This window comes from Nocardia coffeae (assembly GCF_019890715.1).
Lineage (GTDB): Bacteria > Actinomycetota > Actinomycetes > Mycobacteriales > Mycobacteriaceae > Nocardia > Nocardia jiangxiensis.
Genome location: NZ_JAINZY010000002.1, coordinates 621,937 through 644,683, shown reverse-complemented (window position 1 = coordinate 644,683; position 22,747 = coordinate 621,937). Strand labels below are relative to the sequence as shown.

The 22,747-nt window shown below is 68.4% G+C and carries 18 protein-coding genes; 7 read left to right on the top strand and 11 right to left on the bottom strand.

Translation table 11 applies throughout. The features are described 5' to 3' along the window. Positions 1-171 precede the first annotated feature (171 nt). From K7711_RS12110 to K7711_RS47535, 3 genes are all read left to right on the top strand, one after another. Positions 172-1,083, top strand: coding sequence for a cutinase family protein (locus tag K7711_RS12110; protein WP_222968623.1), 912 nt, complete (start codon positions 172-174; stop codon positions 1,081-1,083). A 146-nt stretch (positions 1,084-1,229) separates the two neighbouring features. Then, positions 1,230-2,345, top strand: a complete 1,116-nt coding sequence (locus K7711_RS47540; protein WP_235747018.1) for an acyltransferase family protein — start codon at positions 1,230-1,232, stop codon at positions 2,343-2,345. A gap of 125 nt (positions 2,346-2,470) precedes the next feature. Next, on the top strand, positions 2,471-2,992 hold the full coding sequence (locus tag K7711_RS47535; RefSeq protein ID WP_308014655.1) for a nucleoside deaminase: 522 nt from the start codon (positions 2,471-2,473) through the stop codon (positions 2,990-2,992). 150 nt (positions 2,993-3,142) lie between these two features. Here K7711_RS47535 and K7711_RS12100 read toward each other — a convergent pair whose 3' ends face one another. From K7711_RS12100 to K7711_RS12050, 11 genes are all read right to left on the bottom strand, one after another. Continuing rightward, positions 3,143-4,744 (bottom strand): rhodanese-like domain-containing protein, encoded by a 1,602-nt coding sequence (locus K7711_RS12100; protein ID WP_222968619.1) that lies wholly within the window; start codon positions 4,742-4,744, stop codon positions 3,143-3,145. Between the two features lie 268 nt (positions 4,745-5,012). Further along, on the bottom strand, positions 5,013-6,620 hold the full coding sequence (gene fadD5 / locus K7711_RS12095) for a fatty-acid--CoA ligase FadD5 (protein ID WP_222968616.1): 1,608 nt from the start codon (positions 6,618-6,620) through the stop codon (positions 5,013-5,015). A gap of 167 nt (positions 6,621-6,787) precedes the next feature. Then, positions 6,788-7,840 carry an aminotransferase class I/II-fold pyridoxal phosphate-dependent enzyme gene (locus K7711_RS12090; RefSeq protein ID WP_308014654.1) on the bottom strand — a complete coding sequence of 351 codons (1,053 nt, stop codon included), beginning with the start codon at positions 7,838-7,840 and terminating at the stop codon, positions 6,788-6,790. A gap of 86 nt (positions 7,841-7,926) precedes the next feature. Next, the gene (gene hutH / locus K7711_RS12085; RefSeq protein WP_222968612.1) at positions 7,927-9,498 is read right to left on the bottom strand and encodes a histidine ammonia-lyase; all 1,572 of its coding nucleotides are present in this window, start codon (positions 9,496-9,498) and stop codon (positions 7,927-7,929) included. Positions 9,499-9,585: 87 nt separating this feature from the next. Beyond that, on the bottom strand, positions 9,586-10,803 hold the full coding sequence (locus K7711_RS12080) for an alpha-hydroxy acid oxidase (RefSeq protein WP_222968610.1): 1,218 nt from the start codon (positions 10,801-10,803) through the stop codon (positions 9,586-9,588). Beyond that, on the bottom strand, positions 10,800-12,233 hold the full coding sequence (locus K7711_RS12075) for a purine-cytosine permease family protein (RefSeq protein WP_222968608.1): 1,434 nt from the start codon (positions 12,231-12,233) through the stop codon (positions 10,800-10,802). The genes K7711_RS12080 and K7711_RS12075 overlap by 4 nt, the downstream gene beginning before the upstream one ends. 118 nt (positions 12,234-12,351) lie before the next feature. Then, a complete protein-coding gene (hisD, locus tag K7711_RS12070; protein WP_222968606.1) occupies positions 12,352-13,686 on the bottom strand; it encodes a histidinol dehydrogenase in 1,335 nt (444 codons plus the stop codon). Positions 13,687-13,872: 186 nt separating this feature from the next. After that, positions 13,873-14,601 carry an SDR family NAD(P)-dependent oxidoreductase gene (locus K7711_RS12065; RefSeq protein ID WP_222968604.1) on the bottom strand — a complete coding sequence of 243 codons (729 nt, stop codon included), beginning with the start codon at positions 14,599-14,601 and terminating at the stop codon, positions 13,873-13,875. Then, positions 14,598-15,578, bottom strand: a complete 981-nt coding sequence (locus K7711_RS12060; protein ID WP_222968602.1) for a zinc-dependent alcohol dehydrogenase — start codon at positions 15,576-15,578, stop codon at positions 14,598-14,600. The genes K7711_RS12065 and K7711_RS12060 overlap by 4 nt, the downstream gene beginning before the upstream one ends. A gap of 110 nt (positions 15,579-15,688) precedes the next feature. Beyond that, on the bottom strand, positions 15,689-16,489 hold the full coding sequence (locus K7711_RS12055) for an IclR family transcriptional regulator (protein ID WP_308014653.1): 801 nt from the start codon (positions 16,487-16,489) through the stop codon (positions 15,689-15,691). Between the two features lie 107 nt (positions 16,490-16,596). Further along, positions 16,597-17,394 carry an IclR family transcriptional regulator gene (locus K7711_RS12050; protein WP_222968600.1) on the bottom strand — a complete coding sequence of 266 codons (798 nt, stop codon included), beginning with the start codon at positions 17,392-17,394 and terminating at the stop codon, positions 16,597-16,599. 138 nt (positions 17,395-17,532) lie between these two features. On the opposite strand from K7711_RS12050, the gene hutU reads away from it, so the two are divergent. The 4 genes from hutU to K7711_RS12030 all read left to right on the top strand — a co-directional run bounded on the left by hutU (position 17,533) and on the right by K7711_RS12030 (position 22,742). After that, complete coding sequence (gene hutU, locus K7711_RS12045) at positions 17,533-19,194, top strand: urocanate hydratase (RefSeq protein ID WP_222968598.1); 1,662 nt, start codon at positions 17,533-17,535, stop codon at positions 19,192-19,194. 4 nt (positions 19,195-19,198) lie between these two features. Further along, positions 19,199-20,395 carry an imidazolonepropionase gene (gene hutI, locus K7711_RS12040; RefSeq protein ID WP_222968595.1) on the top strand — a complete coding sequence of 399 codons (1,197 nt, stop codon included), beginning with the start codon at positions 19,199-19,201 and terminating at the stop codon, positions 20,393-20,395. Further along, entirely contained in the window at positions 20,392-21,387 is a 996-nt protein-coding gene (gene hutG / locus K7711_RS12035) for a formimidoylglutamase (protein ID WP_222968593.1), read from the top strand. The genes hutI and hutG overlap by 4 nt, the downstream gene beginning before the upstream one ends. Before the next feature lie 119 nt (positions 21,388-21,506). Further along, positions 21,507-22,742, top strand: coding sequence for an acyl-CoA dehydrogenase family protein (locus K7711_RS12030; protein WP_222968591.1), 1,236 nt, complete (start codon positions 21,507-21,509; stop codon positions 22,740-22,742). Positions 22,743-22,747: the final 5 nt, after the last annotated feature.

Sequence of the window (22,747 nt, the reverse complement as noted above, 5' to 3'; positions counted from 1 at the left end):
GCCGAGGAACCCTGTGCGGCAGCTGAGCCGCACCTGCGAGCCCGCCGACGATCCCCCCGGCACACGAATAGCAATCGGCAAATCCTGCGCTATTTTCCCCGGCCTCTTACACTCTCACAGTAGCTGCACATCGGTCCGACGGGACGTCGGCCGTGACCCCCGGAGTATCCGATGCATTCTCGTTGGAAGGCCACGGTCGCCAGCGCCGCGGCCGTAGTGACCGCCGCTCTGCCCGTCGGCGTGAGATCCACCGCGCAGGCTGCCCCGCCGGCCTGCCCCAGCCTGTACGTCGTCGCGGTCCCCGGAACCTGGGAGACCTCGGACAAGGATCCGGGCAAGGGGATGCTCGCGTCCGTGACGAACAATCTGCCCGGCAACGTCCGGACCGATTACGTCAACTACGCGGCCACCGCGTTCCCCTGGGAAGGGGACGTCTACGGCCGCTCCAAGCAGGAAGCCGTCAACCGCACCCGCGGCATGATCGGCGCGATGGCGCAACGCTGTGGCGCAACGCGATTCGCGCTACTGGGGTACAGCCAGGGCGCGGACGCCGCCGGTGACGTGGCCGCCTCGATCGGCACCGGCCTCGGTGTCGTACCGGCGAATCGGGTGTCGCTGGTCGGACTGATCGCCGATCCCCGCCGGTCCCCGACCGACCAGCTGATCGGGCCGCCCGTCCCGGGCGCGGGCGCCAGTGGTCCGCGAGTCGGCGGCTTCGGCTGGGTCGGCCCCAGGACCTACACCTTCTGCGCCGCGGGTGATCTGTACTGCTCGATGCCCAACGGCGACTTCGCCGGTCGGATCGGCGGGCTGCTGGTGCAGCTGTCGAATCCGGACCCGGCCCAGCTCGGGACCTATCAGCAGGAGGTCTCCACCCTGCTCAACGACGCGCTGGCCGCCGGCGGTGTGGGCCTGCTGAACAATCAGATCACCAACGCCGAGTACAACCAGCGCAAGAAGCAGATCGACGACTTCCTGAAGTCCGGAATCCACCAGAGCTACCCCCGATACGGGGTCGACCCCAGCGGCGCCACCGCTCTGACCTGGCTGCACCAGCGGTTGATCGCCGCAGCCCAGGGCTGAGGCCGCACCTGCCTGCGCGGGTTCGGTGTGGCAGTGTGCCCACCGAACCGCGATGTTGCCGAATCGGTATCGGATCGGGCATCGTGACACATCAACGCCACGGCCGAATCCGGTCGACGACGATGACGCGACGAGGTGAGAAACGGATGCGACGGCGGCCGGTGACCGACACGGCCTCGGCGCTGCATGCCGTGACGCCGCCCGCATCCGACACCGGTTCCCCCGCCTCCTCCGGACGGCGGGTCAGCTGGGACGTGATTCGCGTGCTGGCCCTGATCGAGATCGTGCTGTTCCACGACACGTACCTGGGGCCCACGACCGAACCCGGGATCCCGGAACTGCCGCACGCGTGGACCCACACCTGCGGCGCATCGATCCTGATCATGGTTTCCGGATACTTCGCCGCCGTCACGCTCCGGCGCAACACACCGGGGCGCTGGCTGGCTCGGCGGTTCGCGCGGCTGCTGCCCGCCTATCTGGTGGCCGTGGTCGTGGTGTTCGCGGTCGTCAAACTGTTGAGCCCCGCCGAGTTCAGCCTGCACCAGCTGCGGTGGACCGATCTGGTGGGCAATCTGTTCCTGATGCAGCAGCTGCTGCCGAACGTGGCGTACATCGACCTGTCCTGGTGGACGCTGCCGGTGCAGGTCGCCGGGTTCACGGCCATGGCGCTGCTGGCCTATCGGCGGGTGGGCGGTCGCGCGGTGATGCCGATCCTGTGGGCCGTGGTGCTGGTTCCGGTGGTGATCCGGGAGATCTGGATGGGCGATCATCCGTCGGTGTGGCTGGTGGTCGCGCTGGAGGGCAGCGGGCTGTGCATGGCCCATCTGCTCGTCGCGGGCGTCGCCCTGCAGCGCTGGGCGAGCCGCCGCCTGGGCACGGTCCACCTGGCGCTGTTACTGGCCGCGGTACTGGTCGCCGAGAAGGTGCATCCGCCGGTGACTTCCGTCGCACTCGTCGGCGTCGGCCTGGCACTGATGTGCCTGGCCGCGCGCGGCCCCGACTGGCCCCTCCCGGCCGTGCTGGTGACCCCGGTGCGTTGGATCGCGGCCCGTTCCTACGGCATCTATCTGATGCACCAGAGCATCGGGTACCTGCTCGAGGATCGCCTCGCCCGGCTCGGCTGCCCCTCCTGGATATGGGTCACCGGCGCGGTCCTGGCCGCCGGTCTGCTCGGCTGGGGTCTGACCGCCTGGGTCGAACGTCCCGCCTACAACACGTTGCTACGCGTCATCACCAGGTCCCGGACCCTCGCCCCCGGATAGTTTCGCCCGCCGCGGACGGGCGGCAGCCGCGCCGCCTCGGACGCGGTGTGCTCGTATCGGGGCGCGCCGACTGCTACCGTCGGCCTCTCCCGCTGTGCTCGTCAGCCGCTCTGAAAGGAGTCTCCGTGTCCGTGCCAGCCGGATCACCGCCACCCTCCGAGACCCCCACGGCCGCCCGCGATCTCGAACACCTGCGCCACGCCATCCGCTTGTCCGCGGAGGCGGTCGGGGACGGCAACCACCCCTTCGGCGCCGTGCTCGCCGGCCCCGACGGGACGGTGCTGTCGGAGGCGAAAAACACGGTGGTCACCGACCACGACTGCACCGGTCACGCCGAGACGAATCTGGTGCGGCTGGCCGGGCACGCCTACACACCGGAATTCCTGCGCGGCACAACTCTGTACGCCAGCACCGAGCCGTGCGCGATGTGCGCCGGGGCGATCTACTGGTGCGGCATCGGCCGGGTGGTGTTCGGCCTCGCAGAACAGGACCTGTTGCGGCTCACCGGATCCCATCCCGACAACCTCACCATGGCGTTGCCGTGCCGCGAAGTGTTCGCGCGTGGGCAACGGCAGATCGAGGTGGTCGGCCCGCTGCTCGTGGAGGAGGCCGCCCGCGCTCACGGCGGGTTCTGGGCGGCAGAATGACCACCGTCGTGCGGTCGCCACAGCACGATCAGCAACACCGGAACCGTCACCCGCGATGCGGACCGGGTTCGACACTTCGGCTGGAATCCCCTGTGTAGGAAGGTATTCGGGTCCGGACGGCGGGAAGGCCGACCGGCGCTTCGACGACGGTCACGAGCTTTTCGCCTCGAAGTCGAAGTCGTGATCGCCCTCGGAGTTCCCCAGCAGGGCGTATTCCCAATCGAAGTAGTCGCGGTACCAGGCATCGCGTTCGGGTCCGAAGGGCGGCGGGCCCACGCGATCCGCGATGTCCCCGGCGTAGTGCGGGTCGTCACTGGTCGGCTCCACCGGTACGCTGCTCGGTCCGCCCAGGACGACGCGCACGTCATGCCCGGCGTCGAGCAGGTCGCGGGCCGCGAAATGGGGCCGGTACGCCACCGGTCCGCCACCGGACTGGAGATCGGTACCCACGTCGGCCGTGTTGTCGTTCAGCTCGTCGCCGACCAGGACGATCCGGCCTCTCCCCCGCGCTGCGGACCGTAGGTGTTCCCGGCGCGCGTGGATGGAGCCGGGCAGATGCCCGCGCTCATAGTCGCGCGAAGAACGAAGATCGAATACTGTTGGTGCAGAATCGGATTCGAGTTCATCCGCGAGTTCTTTCCCGGAGATCTCCGGAACCTCGGGCACCGCGGGCGATTCCGGCCGGGGTGAGGTCAGAATCTCCGGGCGAGCCACGATCACCTCGATCGGCCCGCGGTGCAGGTAGTGCAACCACTGCACCGTACTGGCGGCGCGGACCAGGTCGGGAGTATCGACCAGCACGACGCGGGCATCGAGCACGGCCAGATGCTCATCGCTCGCCTGCACCAGCTGCCCGCCCTGAACATGTCGCGCGCCCGCGACCGAACCGGCGGCGAATTCCTCCGGGGTGCGGATATCGATCGAATAGGTGGTGTGCGAGCCGTCGCCGACCGACGACGCGTCCACGACCCGCACCCCGAGCCGCTCGAGAGTCGTTGCGGCCCAGTCGATCAGGTGTGCCGGAACATCCGCCGGTGCGCCGAGCGGAGTTCCCGGACCACTCTCGATCCGCCCGCCTGCCCACCCCCAGGCCGGTGTGCCGTTGTGCAGCGAATACACCCGATTGGGAATACCGGTATTGATCAGCGATTGCGCCCCGACGATGCCGCGGGTGCGGCCCGCGCAGTTGACCACGATCGTGGTCTCGGGACCGGTGATCCGTTGCAGCCCACGGTAAGCCAGCTCCGAACCGCCGCCGGTGTCCAGTCCACCCGGAATGTGGTGGTGCAGGTACTCCGCGTGCGGGCGGCTGTCCAGCACGACGACATCCGCGCCCTCGGCACGCCAGCGCGCGACCGTGTCCGCATCGACGGTCGCTGTGCCGAAATGCTTTTCGATCCACTCGCCCAGCGTCTTGCTCCGCACGTTCGTGCCGGTGTAGAGCCGACCCCCGGCCGCGGTCCAGCCCGCCAGACCGTGGGGCACGATCGCGACATCGGTGTACCCGAGATCGGTCAGAATGTGCGCCGCCTGCTCGTCTAGTTCGGGCTCGGAGGCCAGCACGACGGTCGTCCCGGTGCGCGGAACCGCCTGTCGGATGCGGTGTTCCAGGTCGTGCAGCGGCAACCCGCTGCTCACGGCGATATGACCGGCCGCACGAGCAGCGGGTGCGCGAACGTCCAGCAGGGCCACCTCGCGGTCCCGGTCGTCGAGTAGTGCGCGCAGTTCGGCGCCGCTGATCGTCGCGGTCATCAATACTTCCTCGTCTCACGAACGTGTCGACGCCGGGCACACTCCGCGGATATCCGAAAGCCGTCCGACGGCAATGGAATATCAGCGTGTGACTACCTCACGCCTACTGCCCGCGGCACCGATGCGACATGCCGAGGGCACAACACACACGGCCCCACGGACCCGGACCATGACAGCCATTCTGCGAAGTCGAGGACCGCGCCGGAAGTATTGGACTCGCGCTGACGGAAAGTTTGCTCCCCGCGCGACGGGTCCGGATCCGCCCCGCTCAGTCGGCCAAACCGGCGTCCTTGCTGCCGTACGCGTTGCGCAGTTCCGGCTTGACGACCTTGCCGCTCGCGTTGCGCGGCAGCTCTCCGATGATCACGAGATCCTTGGGATGTTTGAACCGAGCGAGATTCTCGTCGAGGTGCGGCCCCAGTTCGGCGAGGGTCAGCTCACCGGCCCCGTCCGCGAGGACGACCACGGCCACCGGCACCTCGCCCCACTTCTCGTGTGCGCGACCGATCACCGCGGCCTCGGCGATCTTCGGATGCCCGTACAGGACGTTCTCGACCTCGGCACAGTAGATGTTCTCGCCGCCGGAGATGATCATGTCCTTGGCGCGGTCCACGACGTAGAGGAAGCCCTCCTCGTCCTGGCGAACCAGATCCCCGGAATGGAACCAGCCGCCGCGGAACGCCTCGGCGGTGCCCTGCGGGTTCTGCCAGTAGCCCTTCATCAGATTCGGTCCGCGATAGACGATCTCGCCGACCTCCCCGGGCTTGACGTCGTTCATCATCGGGTCGACGATGCGGGCGGTCACCGCGGGCACCACCTTGCCGATCGAACCGATCTTGCGCAGTGCGTCCTTGCCCTGCAGGACGCAGGTGACCGGAGACATCTCGGTCTGGCCGAACGCGGTCATGTTGAGCGCCTGCGGGAAGCTCTCGTTCATCGCCGTGAGCACGGTGTCCGATGCCGGGGCGGCTCCCCAGCTGATCGTGCGCAGCGCCAGATCGCGTGGTCTGGCGCGCTGCGCCGCGCACACCGCCTGCCATTGCGCGGGGACCATGAACACCGAGGTCGTGCCCTCGCGTTCCAGGGTGTCGAGCATGGTGTCGGCGTCGAACGCGCCCAGCGGATGAATCACCGCCCGGATCCCTCGGTAGAAGACCGGCGCGAACCCCGCGAGACCGGCGATGTGGAAGATGGGCGGTACGACCGAGGCGACGTCGTCGTCCGAACTCCCGACCGCCGCGTTGATGGTGGTCACCGCCTGCGCCTGCAGATTGGTGTGAGTGAGCATGGCGCCCTTGGGTTTTCCGGTGGTGCCCGAGGTGTACATGATCACCGCGACGGTGTCCTCGGGGACATCGATCCCGGGCAGATCCGACGGATCCTCGGCCACGAGCGCCTCGTAGTCCAGATGCGCCGGATCCCCGGCGCCGTCGACCACGATCATCGCGTCGATCGCGCCGGTGGCCGCGCGCACCGCATCCAGCAGCGGCGCCAGCACTTTCTCGGTGACGACGACCTTCGCGCCGCTGTCGGTGACGAGGTAGGAGACCTCGGCCGGGCTCATCCGGATGTTGACCGGCACCGGGATCGCGCCGATCAGGTTGGCCCCCAGCACCGCCTCGATGTACTCGGTGCGATTCAGCAGCGCCATCAGCACGCGATCGCCGAACCGGACGCCACGACGATGCAGTGCGGCGGCGAACGCCCGGGATCGTTCGTCGAGCGCGCGCCAGGTGGTCGCGGAGTCCAGGTATTTGATCGCGATCCGATCCGGCGTCATCAGCGCATGGCGATGTACCTGGTTGTTCCAGTGGTTACGTCGCGAGCGCAACGGCTCGGTGATCGATTCGTTCGTCGATTCCGTGGTGGCGGTCATGCTCACTCCTGTCGCCGCGGCCCGATGGACCCGGAGCTACTGCGGACTCCGTGGACTCTGTGCCCTGAGTCACACAGTAGCGAGACGGCGATCTCCCCGTGCCGGGATGAATCATGCGGGGGCGACATCGCATCCGCAGGATGTCGCCCCCGCCCCCTCATCCGGATTCAGGCCGTGAGTCCGTCCTGCCAGGTCCCGGCGGCGAGGTCGTCGACCGCGGCGAGCACGGCGTCCTGCGCCGCGCGCTCCCCGACCGTGACCCGCACACCTTCCCCGTCGAACGCGCGCACGGACACCCCGCGCGCGACACAGGCCGCCTCGAGTTCACCGGTGCGTTCGCCGACCGGCAGCCACACGAAGTTGGCCCCGCTGTGCGGGACGTGAATTCCGCGGCGGCGCAGGCCGTCCACCAGATGGGCGCGGCCTTCGCGGACCACCTCGACGATGTGGTCGGTGTGCGCGCGATCCGACAAGACGGCGCGGGCGGCAGCCTCGGCCACTCGGCTCAGACCGAACGGCGGCGAGGCCGCGCGAACGTCGTCGGCGATGTCGGGATGTGCCAGCAGATATCCCGCGCGCAGACCGGCCAGACCGTACGCCTTCGAAAAGGTCCGCAGCACAACCAGATTCGGGAATCGCGCCCGCAGCCTCGACGTGCGCGAGGGGTAGCGGGAGAACTCCTGGTACGCCTCGTCCAGGATCACCAGCACGTGCTCAGGCACTCCGGCGATCAGATCCTCGAGCTGCTGCGGCGACAGCTCGGTTCCGGTCGGGTTGTTCGGGTTGCACAGGATGATCGCGCGGGTGTCGTCATCGATGGCCGCGAGCATGGCCGCGGGGTCGTGCCCGAAGTTCTCGTCCAGCGGCACCGGGACGGCCGTGGCTCCCACCACGCCGATCAGGATCGGATACGCCTCGTAGCTGCGCCAGGCGTGCACGACCGTGGTGCCGTGGCCGGTGTATGCGGCAAGCACGTTCTGCAGCAGGGCAATCGAACCGCCGCCCACAACGATCTGCGCTGGATCGACCTCGAGACGCGCACCGATATCGGCGACCAAGTCCTCGCCGATCAACGACGGGTACAGGTTGCCGCGCTCGGCCGCGTCGCGGATCGCGGCCAGGATGTGCGGCGAGGGCGGGACCGTCGATTCGTTCGAAGACGCTCGCCACCGCACATCACTGAGCCCGGCCGCGCGCGTGTACCGGGGCAAAGCCGCCACGACCGAACGCGCTCGGACGGTAGGGCTCGGACGCGACATCCCGGGGCGCTCCTGTTCATCGATGATGGCGGGCTCGGACGGCCGACTCACGACAGCGGACCCAGGACGCGCTCGACGGCTTCGAGCAGCCGATCCGAGCGGATCGCGGCGACGACGGCCTCGATTTCGGGTGCGAGGAACCGATCCGGACCCGGCCCTTCGACGGTCTCGCGGACAGCGGCGACGACCGCCGCGGTGCCGGGCGCGGACGCGAGCGGGGCGCGCATCTCGATCGCGCGGGCCGCAGTGAGGATCTCGATCGCCAGCACCCGGGTCAGGCCGTCCACGGACCTGCGCAGTTTGCGCGCGGCCGACCAGCCCATCGATACGTGGTCCTCCTGCATGGCCGAGGACGGGATGGAGTCGGTGCTGGCCGGGTTCGCCAGCCGTTTCAGCTCCGAGACGATCGCGGCCTGGGTGTACTGGGCGATCATGTGGCCGCTGTCGACGCCTGGATCCTCGGCCAGGAAGGGATTGAGGCCGCGGTTGCGGGCGACGTCCAGGAACCGGTCGGTGCGGCGTTCGCTGATACTCGCGACGTCGGCGGTCACGATGGCCAGGAAGTCCAGCACGTAGGCGATCGGAGCGCCGTGGAAGTTGCCGTTGGATTCCACCCGGCCGTCACGGGTCACGACCGGATTGTCCACGGCGCTGTCGAGTTCTCGTTCGGCCACCGTGCGCGCGTGTTCGACAGTGTCGCGCGCGGCCCCGGCAACCTGCGGCGCACAACGCAGCGAGTAGGCGTCCTGCACCCGCGTGCACTCCGGACCGCGATGGCTGGCCACGATCGCCGAATCGGCCAGTACGCGACGCATATTCGCCGCCGCGAGCGCCTGTCCGGGGTGCGGGCGCAACTGCTGGAGATCCTCGGCGAAGACCCGGTCGGTGCCGAGCTGACCTTCGACGCTCATCGCCGCGGCGACGTCGGCGATCTGCAACAGCCGCCGCAGATCGTGCAGGGCCAGGACCAGCTGGCCGAGCATGCCGTCGGTACCGTTGATCAGCGCCAACCCCTCCTTCTCGGCGAGCACCACCGGGGTCAGGCCGTGCGCGCTCAACGCCTCGGCCGCGGGCATCTCGATACCCGCCGAAGTCCGCACCGTGCCTTCCCCGATGAGCGCCAGTGCCACATGGGACAGCGGCGCCAGATCGCCCGAGCAGCCCAGGCTCCCGTACTCGTACACCACCGGGGTCAGACCGGCGGACAGCATCGCGGCGTAGGCCTCGACGGTCTCGACGCGCACACCGGTGCGCCCTGTGGCCAACGTCGACAGGCGCAGCAGCATCAGCGCCCGCACGACCTCGCGTTCGACCTCGGCCCCGGTGCCCGCGGCGTGCGAGCGAATCAGGCTGCGCTGCAGGTCTGCTCGCATCTCGGGCGGAATGTGCCGGGTGGCCAGCGCACCGAACCCGGTCGAGACCCCGTACACCGGCGTCGGGTCCTGGGCCAGCTCCTCGATGCGTTTGCGGCTCTCGGCGATGGCGACCAACGCCTCCTCGGACACCACGACCGCTGCGTCGTCGCGGGCGACGCGGACGACGTCCTCGATGCTGACGGGCCCGATGCCGACCACGACCGCGTCGGCCGTGGCACTGCGCCGGGATGGCTCGGTGGACATATTGCTGCCTCCAGTCTGATATTCGAGACTTTAGTCTCGGATCATGGGTATGCGCGGACGCACGCCGTACGCTGCGGCGCGGTCCGGTCAGTGCGCGGCGGTGATCAGTTCGGGACCCCGTTTGCGCAGTTCGTCGACACTCGCGACACCGATGAGCTGCATCGTCCGGCGCAACTGCTCGGTCAGCAGCCGGGCGACGCGGTCCACACCGGGCTCCCCGGCCGCGGTCAGGCCCCAGAGGTAGGGGCGGCCGACGAACGCGGCATCGGCTCCCAGCGCGAGTGCAGTGGCGATATCGGCGCCGTGCCGCACGCCGGAATCGACGACGATCCCGAAATCCGCACCGACCGCCCGGCGCACCGGCTGCACGAGATCGATCGGAACGATGCACCGATCCAGTTGGCGCCCACCGTGATTGGACAGGTGCACGCCGTCGAGTCCGATCTCTTTCGCACGCTGCGCATCCTGCGGACCGACCGGGCCCTTGAGCACCAACCGGCCCGGCCACTGCTCCCGGATACGACGTACGTCGGCCCAGTCGACCGACGGATCGAATTGCGCGGTGATGTTCTCGATGGTGTACCCGCCGCCCCCGGCGCTCGAGACATTCGCGAACTCGATCTTCGGACTGGCGAGCATTCTGGTCCAATAACCGGGCCGCACACCGAGATCGATCATGCCCTTGAGCGTCAGCTGCGGCGGGATGGTGAGTCCGTTGCGCACATCGCGAACCCGATAGCCCGACACCGCGGTGTCCACGGCGATCTCGAGCACCCGATAACCGGCCGCGTCGGCCCGGCGAACCAGTTCGTCGGTCAGGTCGCGGTCCTTCCAGATGTAGAGCTGGAACCAGCGGTCGGCGTCGTGTGCCGCGGGATGGTCGGCCAGGTCTTCCAACGAGGTCGAGGCCATCGTGGACAGGACGTACGGGATACCGGCCCGAGCCGCGGCCGCCGCGACGGCCGGTTCGCCCAGCGGCGAGAGCATCCGCGTGTAACCGGTGGGCGCGAAGCCCATCGGCGCCGCGCTGGTCCGACCGAACAGGCTGGTGGACAGATGCGCACTGCTCACGTCGGCCAGCACCGAGGGGGTGAAGCGCCACTTGCGGAACGCTTCGGCGTTGGCGCGCAACGTGATCTCCTCGTCGGCGCCTCCGGCGATGTAGTCGTAGACCGGCCGAGGCAACCGGCGGCGGGACAGCCGCCGGAAGTCCTCGATGGTCTTGCACCGATCCAGCAGCCGGGTGTCGCGATGCCACGCCGGTGGTTTGAGCTTGATCAGCTCGCGAACTTCATGAGGTCTCACGCGGGTACGGACTCCTGATTCGGGGCGTGCGGGTCGTCGCCGGGTTCGCCGATCCCCGCCTCGGCGGCCGGGTACTTGCGGCGGACCGGGAACTTACGCATGAGCGCCACATACAAACCGCCCGCGACGAAGATCCCGAGAATCCACGAGATGTCCGCGCCGCCGAGGGCCTTGGCGATCGGTCCGGTGTAGAAATCGCCGGCGATGAAGGGGATCTCGATGACGATACCGACCAGGTACGCGGTCATCGCACGCCAGTCCACGCCGCCGTACTCGCCCGCGGGCTCGAACATCGCCGACACGCTGTACTTCTCCTTCCTGATCAGATAGAAGTCCGCCAGATTGATTGCGGTCCACGGGATCAGGAAGTACGCGATCAGCAGGATGAAGTTGCTGAAGTTGGTCAGGAAGTTGTTCCTGCCGACGACGCCGATACTGGTGGCGATCGCGGCGACGACCACGATCAGCACGCTCCGGGTGATCGGGCTGACGCGCAGTTTGAACAGGGAATTCAAGGTGGTCGTGGTCGACATGAACATGCCGTACAGATTGAGCGCGTTCACCCCGATCACACCGGCGAGGATGATCAGGAAGAACAGCGGGTGCGCCACGGCGGCCTGGTTGACGATGAAATCCACCGAACCGCCGTCGAACGCGTCCGAGGCGACGGCGGTCGCGGTGGCGCCGAAGGCGAACATCCACATCGACGCGAGCACGGTGCCCAGGTACGTGTACCAGAACGAGGTGCGAACCGAGGTGTTCGCGGGCAGATACCGCGAGTAGTCGGCCACGTACGGGGCGTAGGTCAACTGCCAGGTCGCCGCGATGGCGACCGCGGCCAGGAACAACGGCCAGGTGAAGTGGCTGGTGTTCCACGCCGTACCGAAGTGGTTACCGGTCACCAGCCGGTAGCTCAGGTACAGGAACGTCAGCCCGCTCAGGACCGAGAGCCATTTCTCGGCGGCGTGCATGAGCCGATATCCGACGATGGTGAGCAGCACGGTGATCGCGACGACGATGACGATCGACCAGTTCGCCTGCATCCCGGTCAGGCTGGCGAAGGCCGCCCCGCCCTGCACCGCGGTGGTCGCGAAATAGCCCATGTACATCAGCACGACCAGCAGCAGCGGTAGCACCGCACCGTAGAAGCCGAACTGCGCGCGGCTCTGGATCATCTGCGGGATGCCCAGCAGCGGCCCCTGGGCCGAGTGCAGGGCCATGAACACCGCGCCGATCAGCATGCCGATCAGGCTGGCCAGCAACGCCCACGGCAAGGACAGGCCGATGGCCACCGAGATCGCGCCGGCGGCGATGGCGGTCACCTGGAGGTTCGCACCGAACCACAGGGTGAAGAGGTTGCGTGCGCGACCGTGCCGTTCGGAAAGCGGAACGAATTCGATCGAGCGTTGCTCTGGATTGATCACGGACATGGGCCGTTTCCCTCGATAATGGCCGAATACTGCTGGCCTGAAAAGCTTTTGGTGATGTAGGCGGGGTCGTGAGCGGATATGGGCGGCATTGGTCGGGCCCGGCGTCCGGACCCGGCGGTCACCGGTCGAGTCGGCGCGTCACCGCGAACTCGTGAGCGGGGAAGCCCTCGTGGCGAGTGAAGGCGATGACCGTGTCGGACATCCGCGCCAGCGCCTCGCGAGTGGACTTGGCCACGGCCGTGCGCTTGCGGAACGCGTCCGCGGTCACCCCACTGCTGACCTTGGCGTACCCGCTGGTGGGCAGCGCCGCAGGGCAGCCGATGATGAAGTTGGCCATCGAGACCGTGGTGTTCTGGCCGAGCAGAATCTCTCCGGCGTCGACCAGCAGATCCAGCACGTGCTGCTCGTCGCGCACGGCGACCTGCATGTGTTCGGGAGCGAAGGCGTTGGCGACCTCGGCCGCCTCGTCGATGGTAGCGGTGAGCACCGCGCCGCCGTTCCTGCCCAGGGCGCTGCGCGCGTATTCGGCGCGCTGCTCGGGCAGATCGAGCAGCTGCTTGGCGACTTCGGTCTGGACCGCGTCGAGCAGAGCGCGGCTGTCGGTGACGAAAACGCTGGTCGAGTCGGCACCGTGCTCGGCCTCGTTGAGCAGATCCGCCGCGAGCAGGTAGGGATCGGCCGAATCGTCGGCCAGGATCAGCGATTCGCTGGGGCCCAGCAGCATGACACTCACGGTGCCGTAGCGCTGCACCTCGATCTGCGCGCAGGTGACCGGCGGGCTACCCGGCCCGCACACCTTGCGCACCCGCGGCACGGTCTCGGTGCCGAAGGCCAGGGCGGCGATCCCGGCCGGACCGTTCGCGCGGAAGACGTCGTGGATGCCGAGTTCGTCGGCCACCACCAGTACCGCCGGGTCGACCTCGCCGTCGCCGCCGGGAATCGGCGGAACCACCACCGCGATCTGCGGCACACCGGCGACGACGGCCGGGGCGCCGAGTTGCGCCATCACCGACGGGTAGGAACCCTTCCCGCTCGGCACGAACAGTCCCGCGCTCGCGATCGGGGTGACCTTCTCCCCGACCATCAGGCCCGGCTCGCTCTCGAAACTCCAGTCGCCGTGCCGGGTCAGCTGCTCGTTGAACGCGCGCAGATGGTCCAGCAGGTCGCGGATCGCGGTGAGCAGCTCGGGTGAGATCTTCTTGCGAGCGGCCGCGAACTCCTCGGGCGAGACCCGGATCCGGTCGGGCGTCAGCGAGATCCGGTCGAACTTCTCCATGGCCCGGATCAGACCCGCGTCACCGTTGCGCCGTACGTCCTCGATGATCTCGAGCACGCCCGCGCGCAGCTGGGGATCGAAGATCTTGTCGCGGCCGCGCTCGAGCAGATCAGCGCGTTCGGCGGCGGACATCTGCTGCCAACTACCGCGTTCTCGGATTGGCTGGTCGTTCGACATTCGGTGCTCCAGATCGGTGTCGTCGTGGGCGGGTGGAGAGACGGGTGTCACATCCGCCGCTGTCTTGTATACGAGACTTCAATCTCGAATGCAAGACATGTTCAGATTGTGCCTGGTTACGGAACCAGGGGAAGGTGCCCGGCGAAGACGCAACACGACGGTTACGCCACATCCGGCCGGATCGGGTCAGATATTGCTCGCGCCCGCGAGCGGAATGAGCGCGCCGGTCAGAAATTCGGCCCGGCCCGACAGCAGGAACGAGACGGTGGCGCCCACGTCGGCCTCGCGCCCGAACCGGCCGGCGGGAATGCGGGCCAGCAACTCGACGGAGACCTGCGGATCGTCGAGATACTGCTCGGTCATCCTGGTGCGGAAGTAGCCCGGACACAGCGCGATGACCGTCAACCGCTGATCACTCCAGTCCAGCGCCAGCGACTGTGCCAACGACGCCACCGCGGCCTTGCCCGCGTTGTAGTCGGCGAAATGACGTTCCGGACGTATCGCGTTGACCGAGGAGTTGATCAGGATCACCCCCGGTCGGTCCAGCCTTCGATAGGCGGCCTGAGCACAGTGCAGCGCGCCCACGACGTTGACCTGGAGAACGCGTTGGAACGTCTCGGCCGACAACTGCTCGGCGGGCAGCCCTTCCCCGTCGATCCCGGCGTTGAGGAAGACCCCGTCCAGTCCGCCCAGCGCGTGCACCGCCTCGTCGAATGCGGCTTCGACCGTGGCAGCGTCGGCGACATCGCACACCGAACCGCCCACGGCGTCCCCGGCCTGCACCGCGGCTCGCACCGACGAATCCCGGGTGCCGGTCACCCAGACCTTGTGGCCTTCACCGGTCAGATGGCGGGCGCACATCGCGCCGATACCACTCGTGCCGCCGGTGATCAGGTATCGCCGTTGCTCGGTCATCGCGCACATCCGATCAGTACCTTCACCGCGTCGCGGTGCCGCTCGCCGGCCAAGAACTGCGGGACCTCGTCCAGCGGAACCTTGTGCGTGACAATCGGATTGAACGCACCGGGATCCGCGGCGATCGCCGCCAGCGCGCGTTCGAGATGCGCATCGTCGAAGCCGACGCTGCCCACGACGTGCAGGCTGCGTTCGACGATATCGGCCGGATGCACCGTCGAGGGCGCGTGCCCGATCGCGATGAGCAGCACCCGCCCGCCGAATTTCGCGGCATGCACGGCCTCGATCAGCGAATCCGGGTACCCGGCCGCATCCACGACCAGGTCGAACCGGCGCCCCTCCCGCGCGGCGAGCACCTGCGCACCCTGTTCGCGGGCCAACCGCGCCCGACGTTCGTTGGGTTCGATCACCGAGCACACGGCCGCGGGCCAGCGCCGGGCGATCTCCGCGTGCGCCAGCGCGCCGATCGGGCCGTAGCCCAGCAGCAGGACCGAGGCCGGATCGCTCGCGCCGACCTGGTCGATCGCGCACATCACCACCGCGAGCGGCTCGGCCAGCACGGCATCGACCGTGTCCAGTCCGGCGGGCACGGCGTACAGGGATTCGCCCGGAATCACCATGCTCTGCGCGAAACCGCCCGGCTGCGCCTCACCCAGCCATTGCAGGTCGGCGTCGAGTCGGTCGGCCCGCAGCCGACCATCGGCCGCCCGGGTGGGAATGCGCGAATCGGCGACCACGAGATCACCGGGACGGAATCGCGGATGTTCGGACCGGCGAACCCGGCCCGCCACTTCGTGTCCGAGCGTGGCGGGCCAGTAGGCGACCCAGTCCCCGCTGCGCAGTACGTGCAGGTCGGAGCCGCAGATTCCAGCCCAGTCCACGTCGACGACGACCTCACCGGTCTGCGGCTCCGGTATCACCCGCTCTCCCACGGACAAAGACAAGTCCTGCTGCAACATCAGGGCTGTCGCGCGCATGGGCGCCCTCCTCGTACCTCATTTGAGACTTACGTCTCGTATACAAGACATAAAGACGGGCTGCGTCAAGAGCGAAGACCCGTCGAGCGCGCGGAACGAGCGCTCCGACCTCAGGCGATCCCCATCTCCACGAGCGAATCGTCCACCCGCGCACCGAACCCGGCGGAGAATTCCCCCGCGGTAGTGGTCACCGCCGCGGCGATGGCCTCGATGTCCTGATCGGACTTGACCGCCGCCATGTACGCCACCCCCAGCGCTGCCACCGCGCGGCCGTCCCTGGTGACCACCGGACTGGCGATACAGTCGATTCCCGTTGTGGTGGAACTCTTCTCGTACGCGTAGCCGCGCTCGCGGGTCTCCGTCAGAACCGGGCGCAGCTCGGCCAGCGACGTGGGGCCCGAACCCGTGCGCACCGGCCAGGTGTAGCCGTCGTAGATATCGGCCAGCTGCTCGGGATCGAGGCGGCTCAGGATGGCCCGGCCGACGGCGGTGAGATGTGCGGGCAGGCGGGATCCGATCTCGGTGACCAACCGGACGCCCGGCGTCAGCGGCTCACGTTTGTCCAGGTAGATCACATCGGTCCCCTGCAACACCGCCAGATGTGAGGTCTCGTTCGTCGCGTTCGTCAGCGCGAGCATGTATTTCTGTCCCGCACGGTGCAGCGGCCCGGACCGCATATAGGACGCGCCGACCTCGAACGCCGAAACCCCCAGCGTCCAGGCTCGCTGATCCGGCCAGTACGACACGAATCGGCGTTCGCGCATGACGTTGAGCAGATGGTGGGTGGTGCTCTTGGGCATGGAGAGGGATTCGGCGATATCCATGGTGGCCAACGGAACCCCCCTGCGGGCAAGCAGATCCAGCACATCCAGGACCCGCTCGGCCGACTTGACCCTACTGCTCGTCGCCACAGCTGCCGTGCACCTTTCGATCGCGATCGCCGCCGAGAACAGCACAGTGGTCTCGGATACCAGACAACGATCTCATATTCGAACATCCGAGGCCGACAGTCCAGCTGCTAGGACGCGGCGAACCAGCCCTCGGGTGCGCGGCCGGACATCGTCCGGGTCAACTGCCGAGCCGCCTCCCGCACCGCCTGCACCAGCGCGTCCCTCGGGACGCCGGATCGATCGCGCCGCCGCGTCACGCTGAACGCCGCGGCGGGTCTGCCCAGATGATCGAACGCGCAGGCCGCGACCGACCGCAGGCCCTGCGTGATGAGCCCGTCCTCCTCGGCGAAGCCCTGCCCCCGCTCGGAGGTCAGCATCCTGCGCAGTTCCGGCAGCGACGCCGGGCCCGCACCGGTGCGATCGATGAACGCGGCCTTGTCCGGAAACAACGCTCTGACCTGCGCGGCGGGCAGATGAGCCAGGATCGAGCGCCCGTTGGCGGTCAGGTGGGCGGGCAGTCGCACGCCCACATCGGTGACCAGGGTGACCGGCACCCGCGTCACGGTCGGCTGCTCTTTGAGCAGGTACAGCGTTTCCGCGCCGTGCAGGATGCCCAGATGTGCGGTTTCGCCCGCCTCGGCGACCAGTCGTTTGAGAATCGGGCGGGCACGGATCTCCAGCGCCTCGTGCCGCAGATAGGCCGAACCGATCTCGAAGGCCGCGATGCCGAGCCCGTAGGACCGCTCCTCGGGTAGATGCACCACGAAACCGCGCGCGATCAGCACGTCGAGCAGGTGATACACCGAGGACCGAGGCAGGTCCAGATCCCGGACGATGGCCGCACCGGCCACCGGTCCCGATCGGGTCGCCAGATAGAGCAGCACGTCCAGCGCTCGGCCGACCGCAGGTGATGTACTCGACGCCATCCACACCTCCGCCGCGCGCCTTCACCCAGATTGTCTCGGATCCGAGACAATAGTATCGATCACACCCTCGAACAACACGCTGCCCCGGGGTGTCATGGGAACACCAGCATCGAGACCTACTTCCGGAAGGACGCCGCCGTGGCCTCCACCCCACCCCGCATCATCTCCGCACCCCGCGGCGCCACCCTGTCGTGCAAGGGCTGGCAGCAGGAAGCCGCGCTGCGGATGCTCATGAACAATCTCGACCCCGAGGTCGCCGAACACCCCGAGGATCTGGTCGTCTACGGCGGCACCGGACGTGCCGCCCGGAACTGGGCGGCGTTCGACGCGATCGTGGCGACGCTGCGCGACCTGGAAGACGACGAGACCATGCTGGTGCAGTCCGGCAAGCCGGTCGGGGTGTTCCGGACCAGCGAGTGGGCTCCGCGCGTGCTGATCGCGAACTCCAATCTCGTCGGAGACTGGGCGAACTGGGAGAAGTTCCGCGAACTCGAGGCCGCCGGTCTGATGATGTACGGGCAGATGACCGCGGGGTCGTGGATCTACATCGGCACCCAGGGCATCCTGCAGGGCACCTTCGAAACCTTCGGCGCCGTCGCGCGCAAGCGGTTCGGCGGCACGCTGGCCGGGACGATCACCCTGACCGCCGGTGTCGGTGGTATGGGCGGCGCCCAGCCGCTGGCGGTGACCATGAACGACGGCGTGGTGATCTGCGTCGACTGCGACCGCAGCCGCATCGAACGCCGCATCGCGCACCGGTACCTCGACGTCCAGGCCACCGACATAGACCATGCGCTGGCGCTGGCCACCGCCGCCCGCGACGAACGCCGCGCACTGTCGATCGGGCTGGTCGGCAACGCGGCCGAGGTCTTCCCCGAACTGCTCGACCGGGACGCCCCGATCGATATCGTCACCGACCAGACCTCCGCCCACGACCCGCTGTCCTACCTGCCCGCGGGCATCGCCTTCGAGGATATGAAGCAGGCCGCGGACAAGGATGCGGCCTGGTTCACCGAGCAGGCGCGAGCGTCGATGGCCAGACATGTCGCCGCGATGGTCGGGTTCAAGGACAAGGGCGCCGAGGTCTTCGACTACGGCAACTCCATCCGCGACGAGGCGCGAAAAGCCGGATACGAGCGCGCATTCGAGTTCCCCGGCTTCGTTCCCGCCTACATCCGCCCGCAATTCGAGGAGGGACTGGGCCCGTTCCGCTGGGCGGCCCTCTCGGGTGATCCGAAGGACATCGAGGCGACCGACCGCGCGGTGCTGGAACTGTTCCCGGACAACGAGCATCTGCGTCGCTGGATCACCATGGCCGAGCAGCAGGTCGCCTACCAGGGCCTGCCCGCGCGGATCTGCTGGCTCGGCTATGGCGAACGGCACCGGGCGGGCCTGAAGTTCAACGAGATGGTCGCCGACGGACGAGTGTCCGCGCCGATCGTGATCGGGCGTGACCACCTCGACTCCGGCTCGGTCGCCTCGCCGTATCGCGAGACCGAGGCCATGCTCGACGGATCGGACGCCATCGCCGACTGGCCGCTGCTCAACGCGCTGGTGAACACCGCGTCGGGCGCGTCGTGGGTATCGATCCACCACGGCGGCGGGGTGGGCATGGGCCGTTCGATCCACGCCGGTCAGGTCTGCGTCGCCGACGGCACCGAGCTGGCGGCCCGCAAACTCGAACGGGTGCTGACCAACGACCCGGGCATGGGCGTCATCCGGCACGTCGACGCGGGATACGAGCACGCCGCGCAGGTGGCCGCCGAACGCGGAGTGCGTATTCCGATGCAGGAGAACTAGATCCATGCGCGAGGAATCGGGACAGCACGTCCCGTGGACGGTCGTCGACAACATCGGCGCCCTGGTGACCAACGATCCCGAACTCGGACAGGGCCCGCTGGGCGTGATCCGCGACGCCGCCGTCGTACTCGGCGACGGCCTCGTGCAGTGGGTCGGCCCGCGCGCCCGAATCCCGGAGGGCAGCGCCGCGACACGCCACGACCTTGGCGGCCGCGCGGCGCTGCCCGGGTTCGTCGACAGCCACGCCCACCTCGTGTTCGCCGGTGACCGCACCGACGAATTCGCCGCCCGCATGACCGGCGCACCCTACGAGGCCGGAGGCATCCGCACCACGATCGCCGCCACCCGGAACGCCTCGGACGCCACACTGGACCGCAACACGGCCCGGCTGGTTGCCGAATCGCTGCGTTCGGGCACGACCACGATCGAATCCAAGTCCGGCTACGGCCAGTCCGTCGCCGACGAACTCCGCAGCCTCGAGATCCTCGAGCGGCACACCACCGAGGCCACACTGCTCGCGGCGCACGTCACCCCACCCGAATACGCCGGGCGCACAGACGATTACGTACACATGGTGATCGACGAGATGATTCCCGCGTGCGCTCCGCACGCCAGCTGGATCGATGTCTTCTGCGAGCGGGGTGCCTTCGATCTCGATCAGTCACGGGCCGTCCTGCGGGCCGGGACGGCGGCCGGACTCGTCCCGCGCGTGCACGGCAATCAGCTCGGCTACGGCCCGGGCGTGCAACTCGCCGTGGAGTTGCATGCCGCATCGGTCGACCACGTCACCCACACCACCGCCTCCGATGTCGACGCGTTGGCGGCGAGCAACACCGTTGCCACCCTGCTGCCGGGCGCGGACTTCTCGACCCGCGGCAAATACCCGGACGCGCGCACACTGCTGGATGCCGGTGTCACGGTGGCCCTGGCCGCGGACTGCAACCCCGGAACCAGCTACACCACCAGCATTCCGTTCTGCATCGCGCTGGCCGTGCGTGAGATGGCCATGAGCCCCGACGAGGCCGTCTGGGCGGCCACCGCGGGCGGCGCGGTGGCATTGCGCCGCAACGATATCGGACGAATCACCGTCGGTGCTCGAGCCGATCTCATCGCACTCGACGCACCCTCGCACATCCACCTGGCCTACCGCCCCGGCGTGCCGCTGGTCCGCGAAATCTGGAAGGACGGTCGCCTCCGGTGAGGTACACCGACGTCGAACCCACCGCTTGGACCGGCCGTGACGACGGACCCGGCATCGAGCACCTGCGCTGGCATCGGGCCGTCGAACCGCTGCCCGAGCACGCCGAGTCCGGAGCCGGAGTCCTGCTCGGGTTCCGCAGCGACGAGGGCGTGCGCCGCAACAAGGGACGTCCGGGCGCCGCAGAGGGTCCGGCGGCGCTGCGCCGGGCTCTCGGCCCGCTGGCGCTGGCCGCGCCGATCCGCGTCTACGACGCCGGTGACGTCGTGGTCGGCGGAACGGATCTCGAGCAGGGACAGTATCGTCTCGGCGCGGCCGCGACGCAGTTGATCGATGCCGGCCACCTCGTCACGATTCTGGGCGGTGGCCACGAGGTCGCGTACGGCAGCTACCTCGGCGTAGCGAACAGCGAATACGTCGCTGCCGGAGCACATTTCGGAGTCCTGAACCTCGACGCCCACTTCGATCTGCGGGCGGACGCGCGCCCGTCCTCCGGAACACCATTCCGGCAAATGGCCGACCGGGAACGCGAACACGGCCGCCGGTTCGACTACGCGGTGCTGGGCATCGCGCAGCCGAGCAATACCGCGACACTGTTCGCCACCGCGGACGACCTCGGCGTGAAGTACCTGCTCGACGACGACTGCACCACGGCGAACCTGACCGGCGTCGAATCGTTCGTCACCGATTTCCTCGACACCGTGGACCTGCTCTACCTCACCATCGATCTCGATGTCCTGCCCGCGGCCGTCGCACCCGGCGTCAGCGCACCGGCCGCGTTCGGAGTCCCGCTCGACGTCGTCCAGCGTGTGTGCGACCTCGTGGCGGGCAGCGGCAAACTCGCCCTGCTCGACGTCGCCGAACTCAACCCGGCGCTCGATATCGACGACCGCACCGCCAGAACGGCCGCCCGGCTGATTCACCGGACGGTCACCACCTCCCTCACCCGATCCGCCGCCGCGCCCATCGACAGCGAGGTCCACCCGGAGAACTAGACCGGTCGCGCTCAACAGCATCTGTGAGAATATTACTCTCGATATCGACAAACTATATTCTCGAAGACGAGGGCATCCGGGACAACGGTCCCTGGCCCGCTGTTCCAGAAAGACCTGCCATGACCGAGCGCCACACGACCATCGAACCCATCGACAGCTTCCGCGACCGAGCCCGCCGCTGGCTCGGGCAGAACCTGCCGCCCGCGACCGAGTACTACGTCGGCGCCTTCGACGAGGCTGTCTGGGCCCGCCACCGGGAATTGCAGCGGACCCTGTTCGACGGCGGGTTCGCCGGGATCTGCTTCCCGAAAGAGTATGGCGGACAAGGGCTCACCCCGGCTCATCAGCGAGCGTTCAGCGAGGAGTCGCTCGTTTACGAGATGCCGCTGGCACTGAATGTGCCGACCTTGGCCATCTGCGCGGCGACGCTGCTGGACCTGGGCACCGAGCAGCAGAAACGCACCCGGCTGCCCGCGGTGCTGCGGGGCGAGGAGGTCATGGTGCAGTTCCTGTCCGAGCCGCGGGGCGGCTCGGACCTGGCCGGGCTGATCACCCGCGCGGAACGCGACGGCGACGAATGGGTTCTCAACGGGACCAAGATCTGGAGTTCGGGCGCCTACGCCGCAGACTACGGACTCTGCCTGGCCCGCACGAACTGGGATGTGCCCAAACATCAAGGGCTCACCCTGTTCCTGGTGCCCACGACCGCCCCGGGCCTGACCATCCGGCGGATCAGGCAGGTCACCGGGTCGGTCGAATTCTGCGAGGAGTTCTTCGACGACGTCCGGCTCCCCGCGGATTCGGTGCTGGGCGAGGTCGGCGGCGGCTGGGCGGCCGCGACCACGCTGCTGCACCACGAGCGCGCGGCGGTGGGCGGCAGCTCCCCCTACATCAGCGGTGACCAGCCACATCTGGGCGGCGAGGCGGACACCCTCATCGAACTGGCCCGCAGCACCGGCTCCCTCGACGATCCCCGCGTGCGGGAGGACATCGGCGCGGCACGAACGACGCGCATCGTGCGTGACCAGTTGATCGCGCACGTCTCGGGTGCGATCGCCGCCGGGGCGATGCCCCCGGCGGCAGGGTCGCTCGTGCGGCTGTTCGGCGCCGAAACCACTTGGCTGCAAACCGATTCCGCACTGCGCATCGCGGGCACGGCAGCGGCGACCGGCGCGCCCGGCGGTCCCGGCAACGGACAGGTCGGCATCGACTACCTGTTCCGCAACGCCGGGAGCCTGGGCGGCGGCAGCACCGAGATGGCGCGCAACCTGATCAGCGAACGCGTACTGGGCATGCCCCGCGAGCACACCGCCGACCGCGACGTTCCGTTCAATCAGGTTCCCCGGGGACGCTGAGTTCG

What these genes read in the sequence shown, in the direction of transcription:
- K7711_RS12110 (WP_222968623.1), top strand. Translation starts at nt 172, where the DNA reads ATGCATTCTCGTTGGAAGGCCACGGTCGCCAGCGCCGCGGCCGTAGTG.
- K7711_RS47540 (WP_235747018.1), top strand. Translation starts at nt 1,230, where the DNA reads ATGCGACGGCGGCCGGTGACCGACACGGCCTCGGCGCTGCATGCCGTG.
- K7711_RS12100 (WP_222968619.1), bottom strand. Translation starts at nt 4,744, where the DNA reads ATGACCGCGACGATCAGCGGCGCCGAACTGCGCGCACTACTCGACGAC.
- fadD5 (WP_222968616.1), bottom strand. Translation starts at nt 6,620, where the DNA reads ATGACCGCCACCACGGAATCGACGAACGAATCGATCACCGAGCCGTTG.
- hutH (WP_222968612.1), bottom strand. Translation starts at nt 9,498, where the DNA reads ATGTCCACCGAGCCATCCCGGCGCAGTGCCACGGCCGACGCGGTCGTG.
- K7711_RS12075 (WP_222968608.1), bottom strand. Translation starts at nt 12,233, where the DNA reads ATGTCCGTGATCAATCCAGAGCAACGCTCGATCGAATTCGTTCCGCTT.
- hisD (WP_222968606.1), bottom strand. Translation starts at nt 13,686, where the DNA reads ATGTCGAACGACCAGCCAATCCGAGAACGCGGTAGTTGGCAGCAGATG.
- K7711_RS12065 (WP_222968604.1), bottom strand. Translation starts at nt 14,601, where the DNA reads ATGACCGAGCAACGGCGATACCTGATCACCGGCGGCACGAGTGGTATC.
- K7711_RS12060 (WP_222968602.1), bottom strand. Translation starts at nt 15,578, where the DNA reads ATGCGCGCGACAGCCCTGATGTTGCAGCAGGACTTGTCTTTGTCCGTG.
- K7711_RS12050 (WP_222968600.1), bottom strand. Translation starts at nt 17,394, where the DNA reads ATGGCGTCGAGTACATCACCTGCGGTCGGCCGAGCGCTGGACGTGCTG.
- hutI (WP_222968595.1), top strand. Translation starts at nt 19,199, where the DNA reads ATGCGCGAGGAATCGGGACAGCACGTCCCGTGGACGGTCGTCGACAAC.
- K7711_RS12030 (WP_222968591.1), top strand. Translation starts at nt 21,507, where the DNA reads ATGACCGAGCGCCACACGACCATCGAACCCATCGACAGCTTCCGCGAC.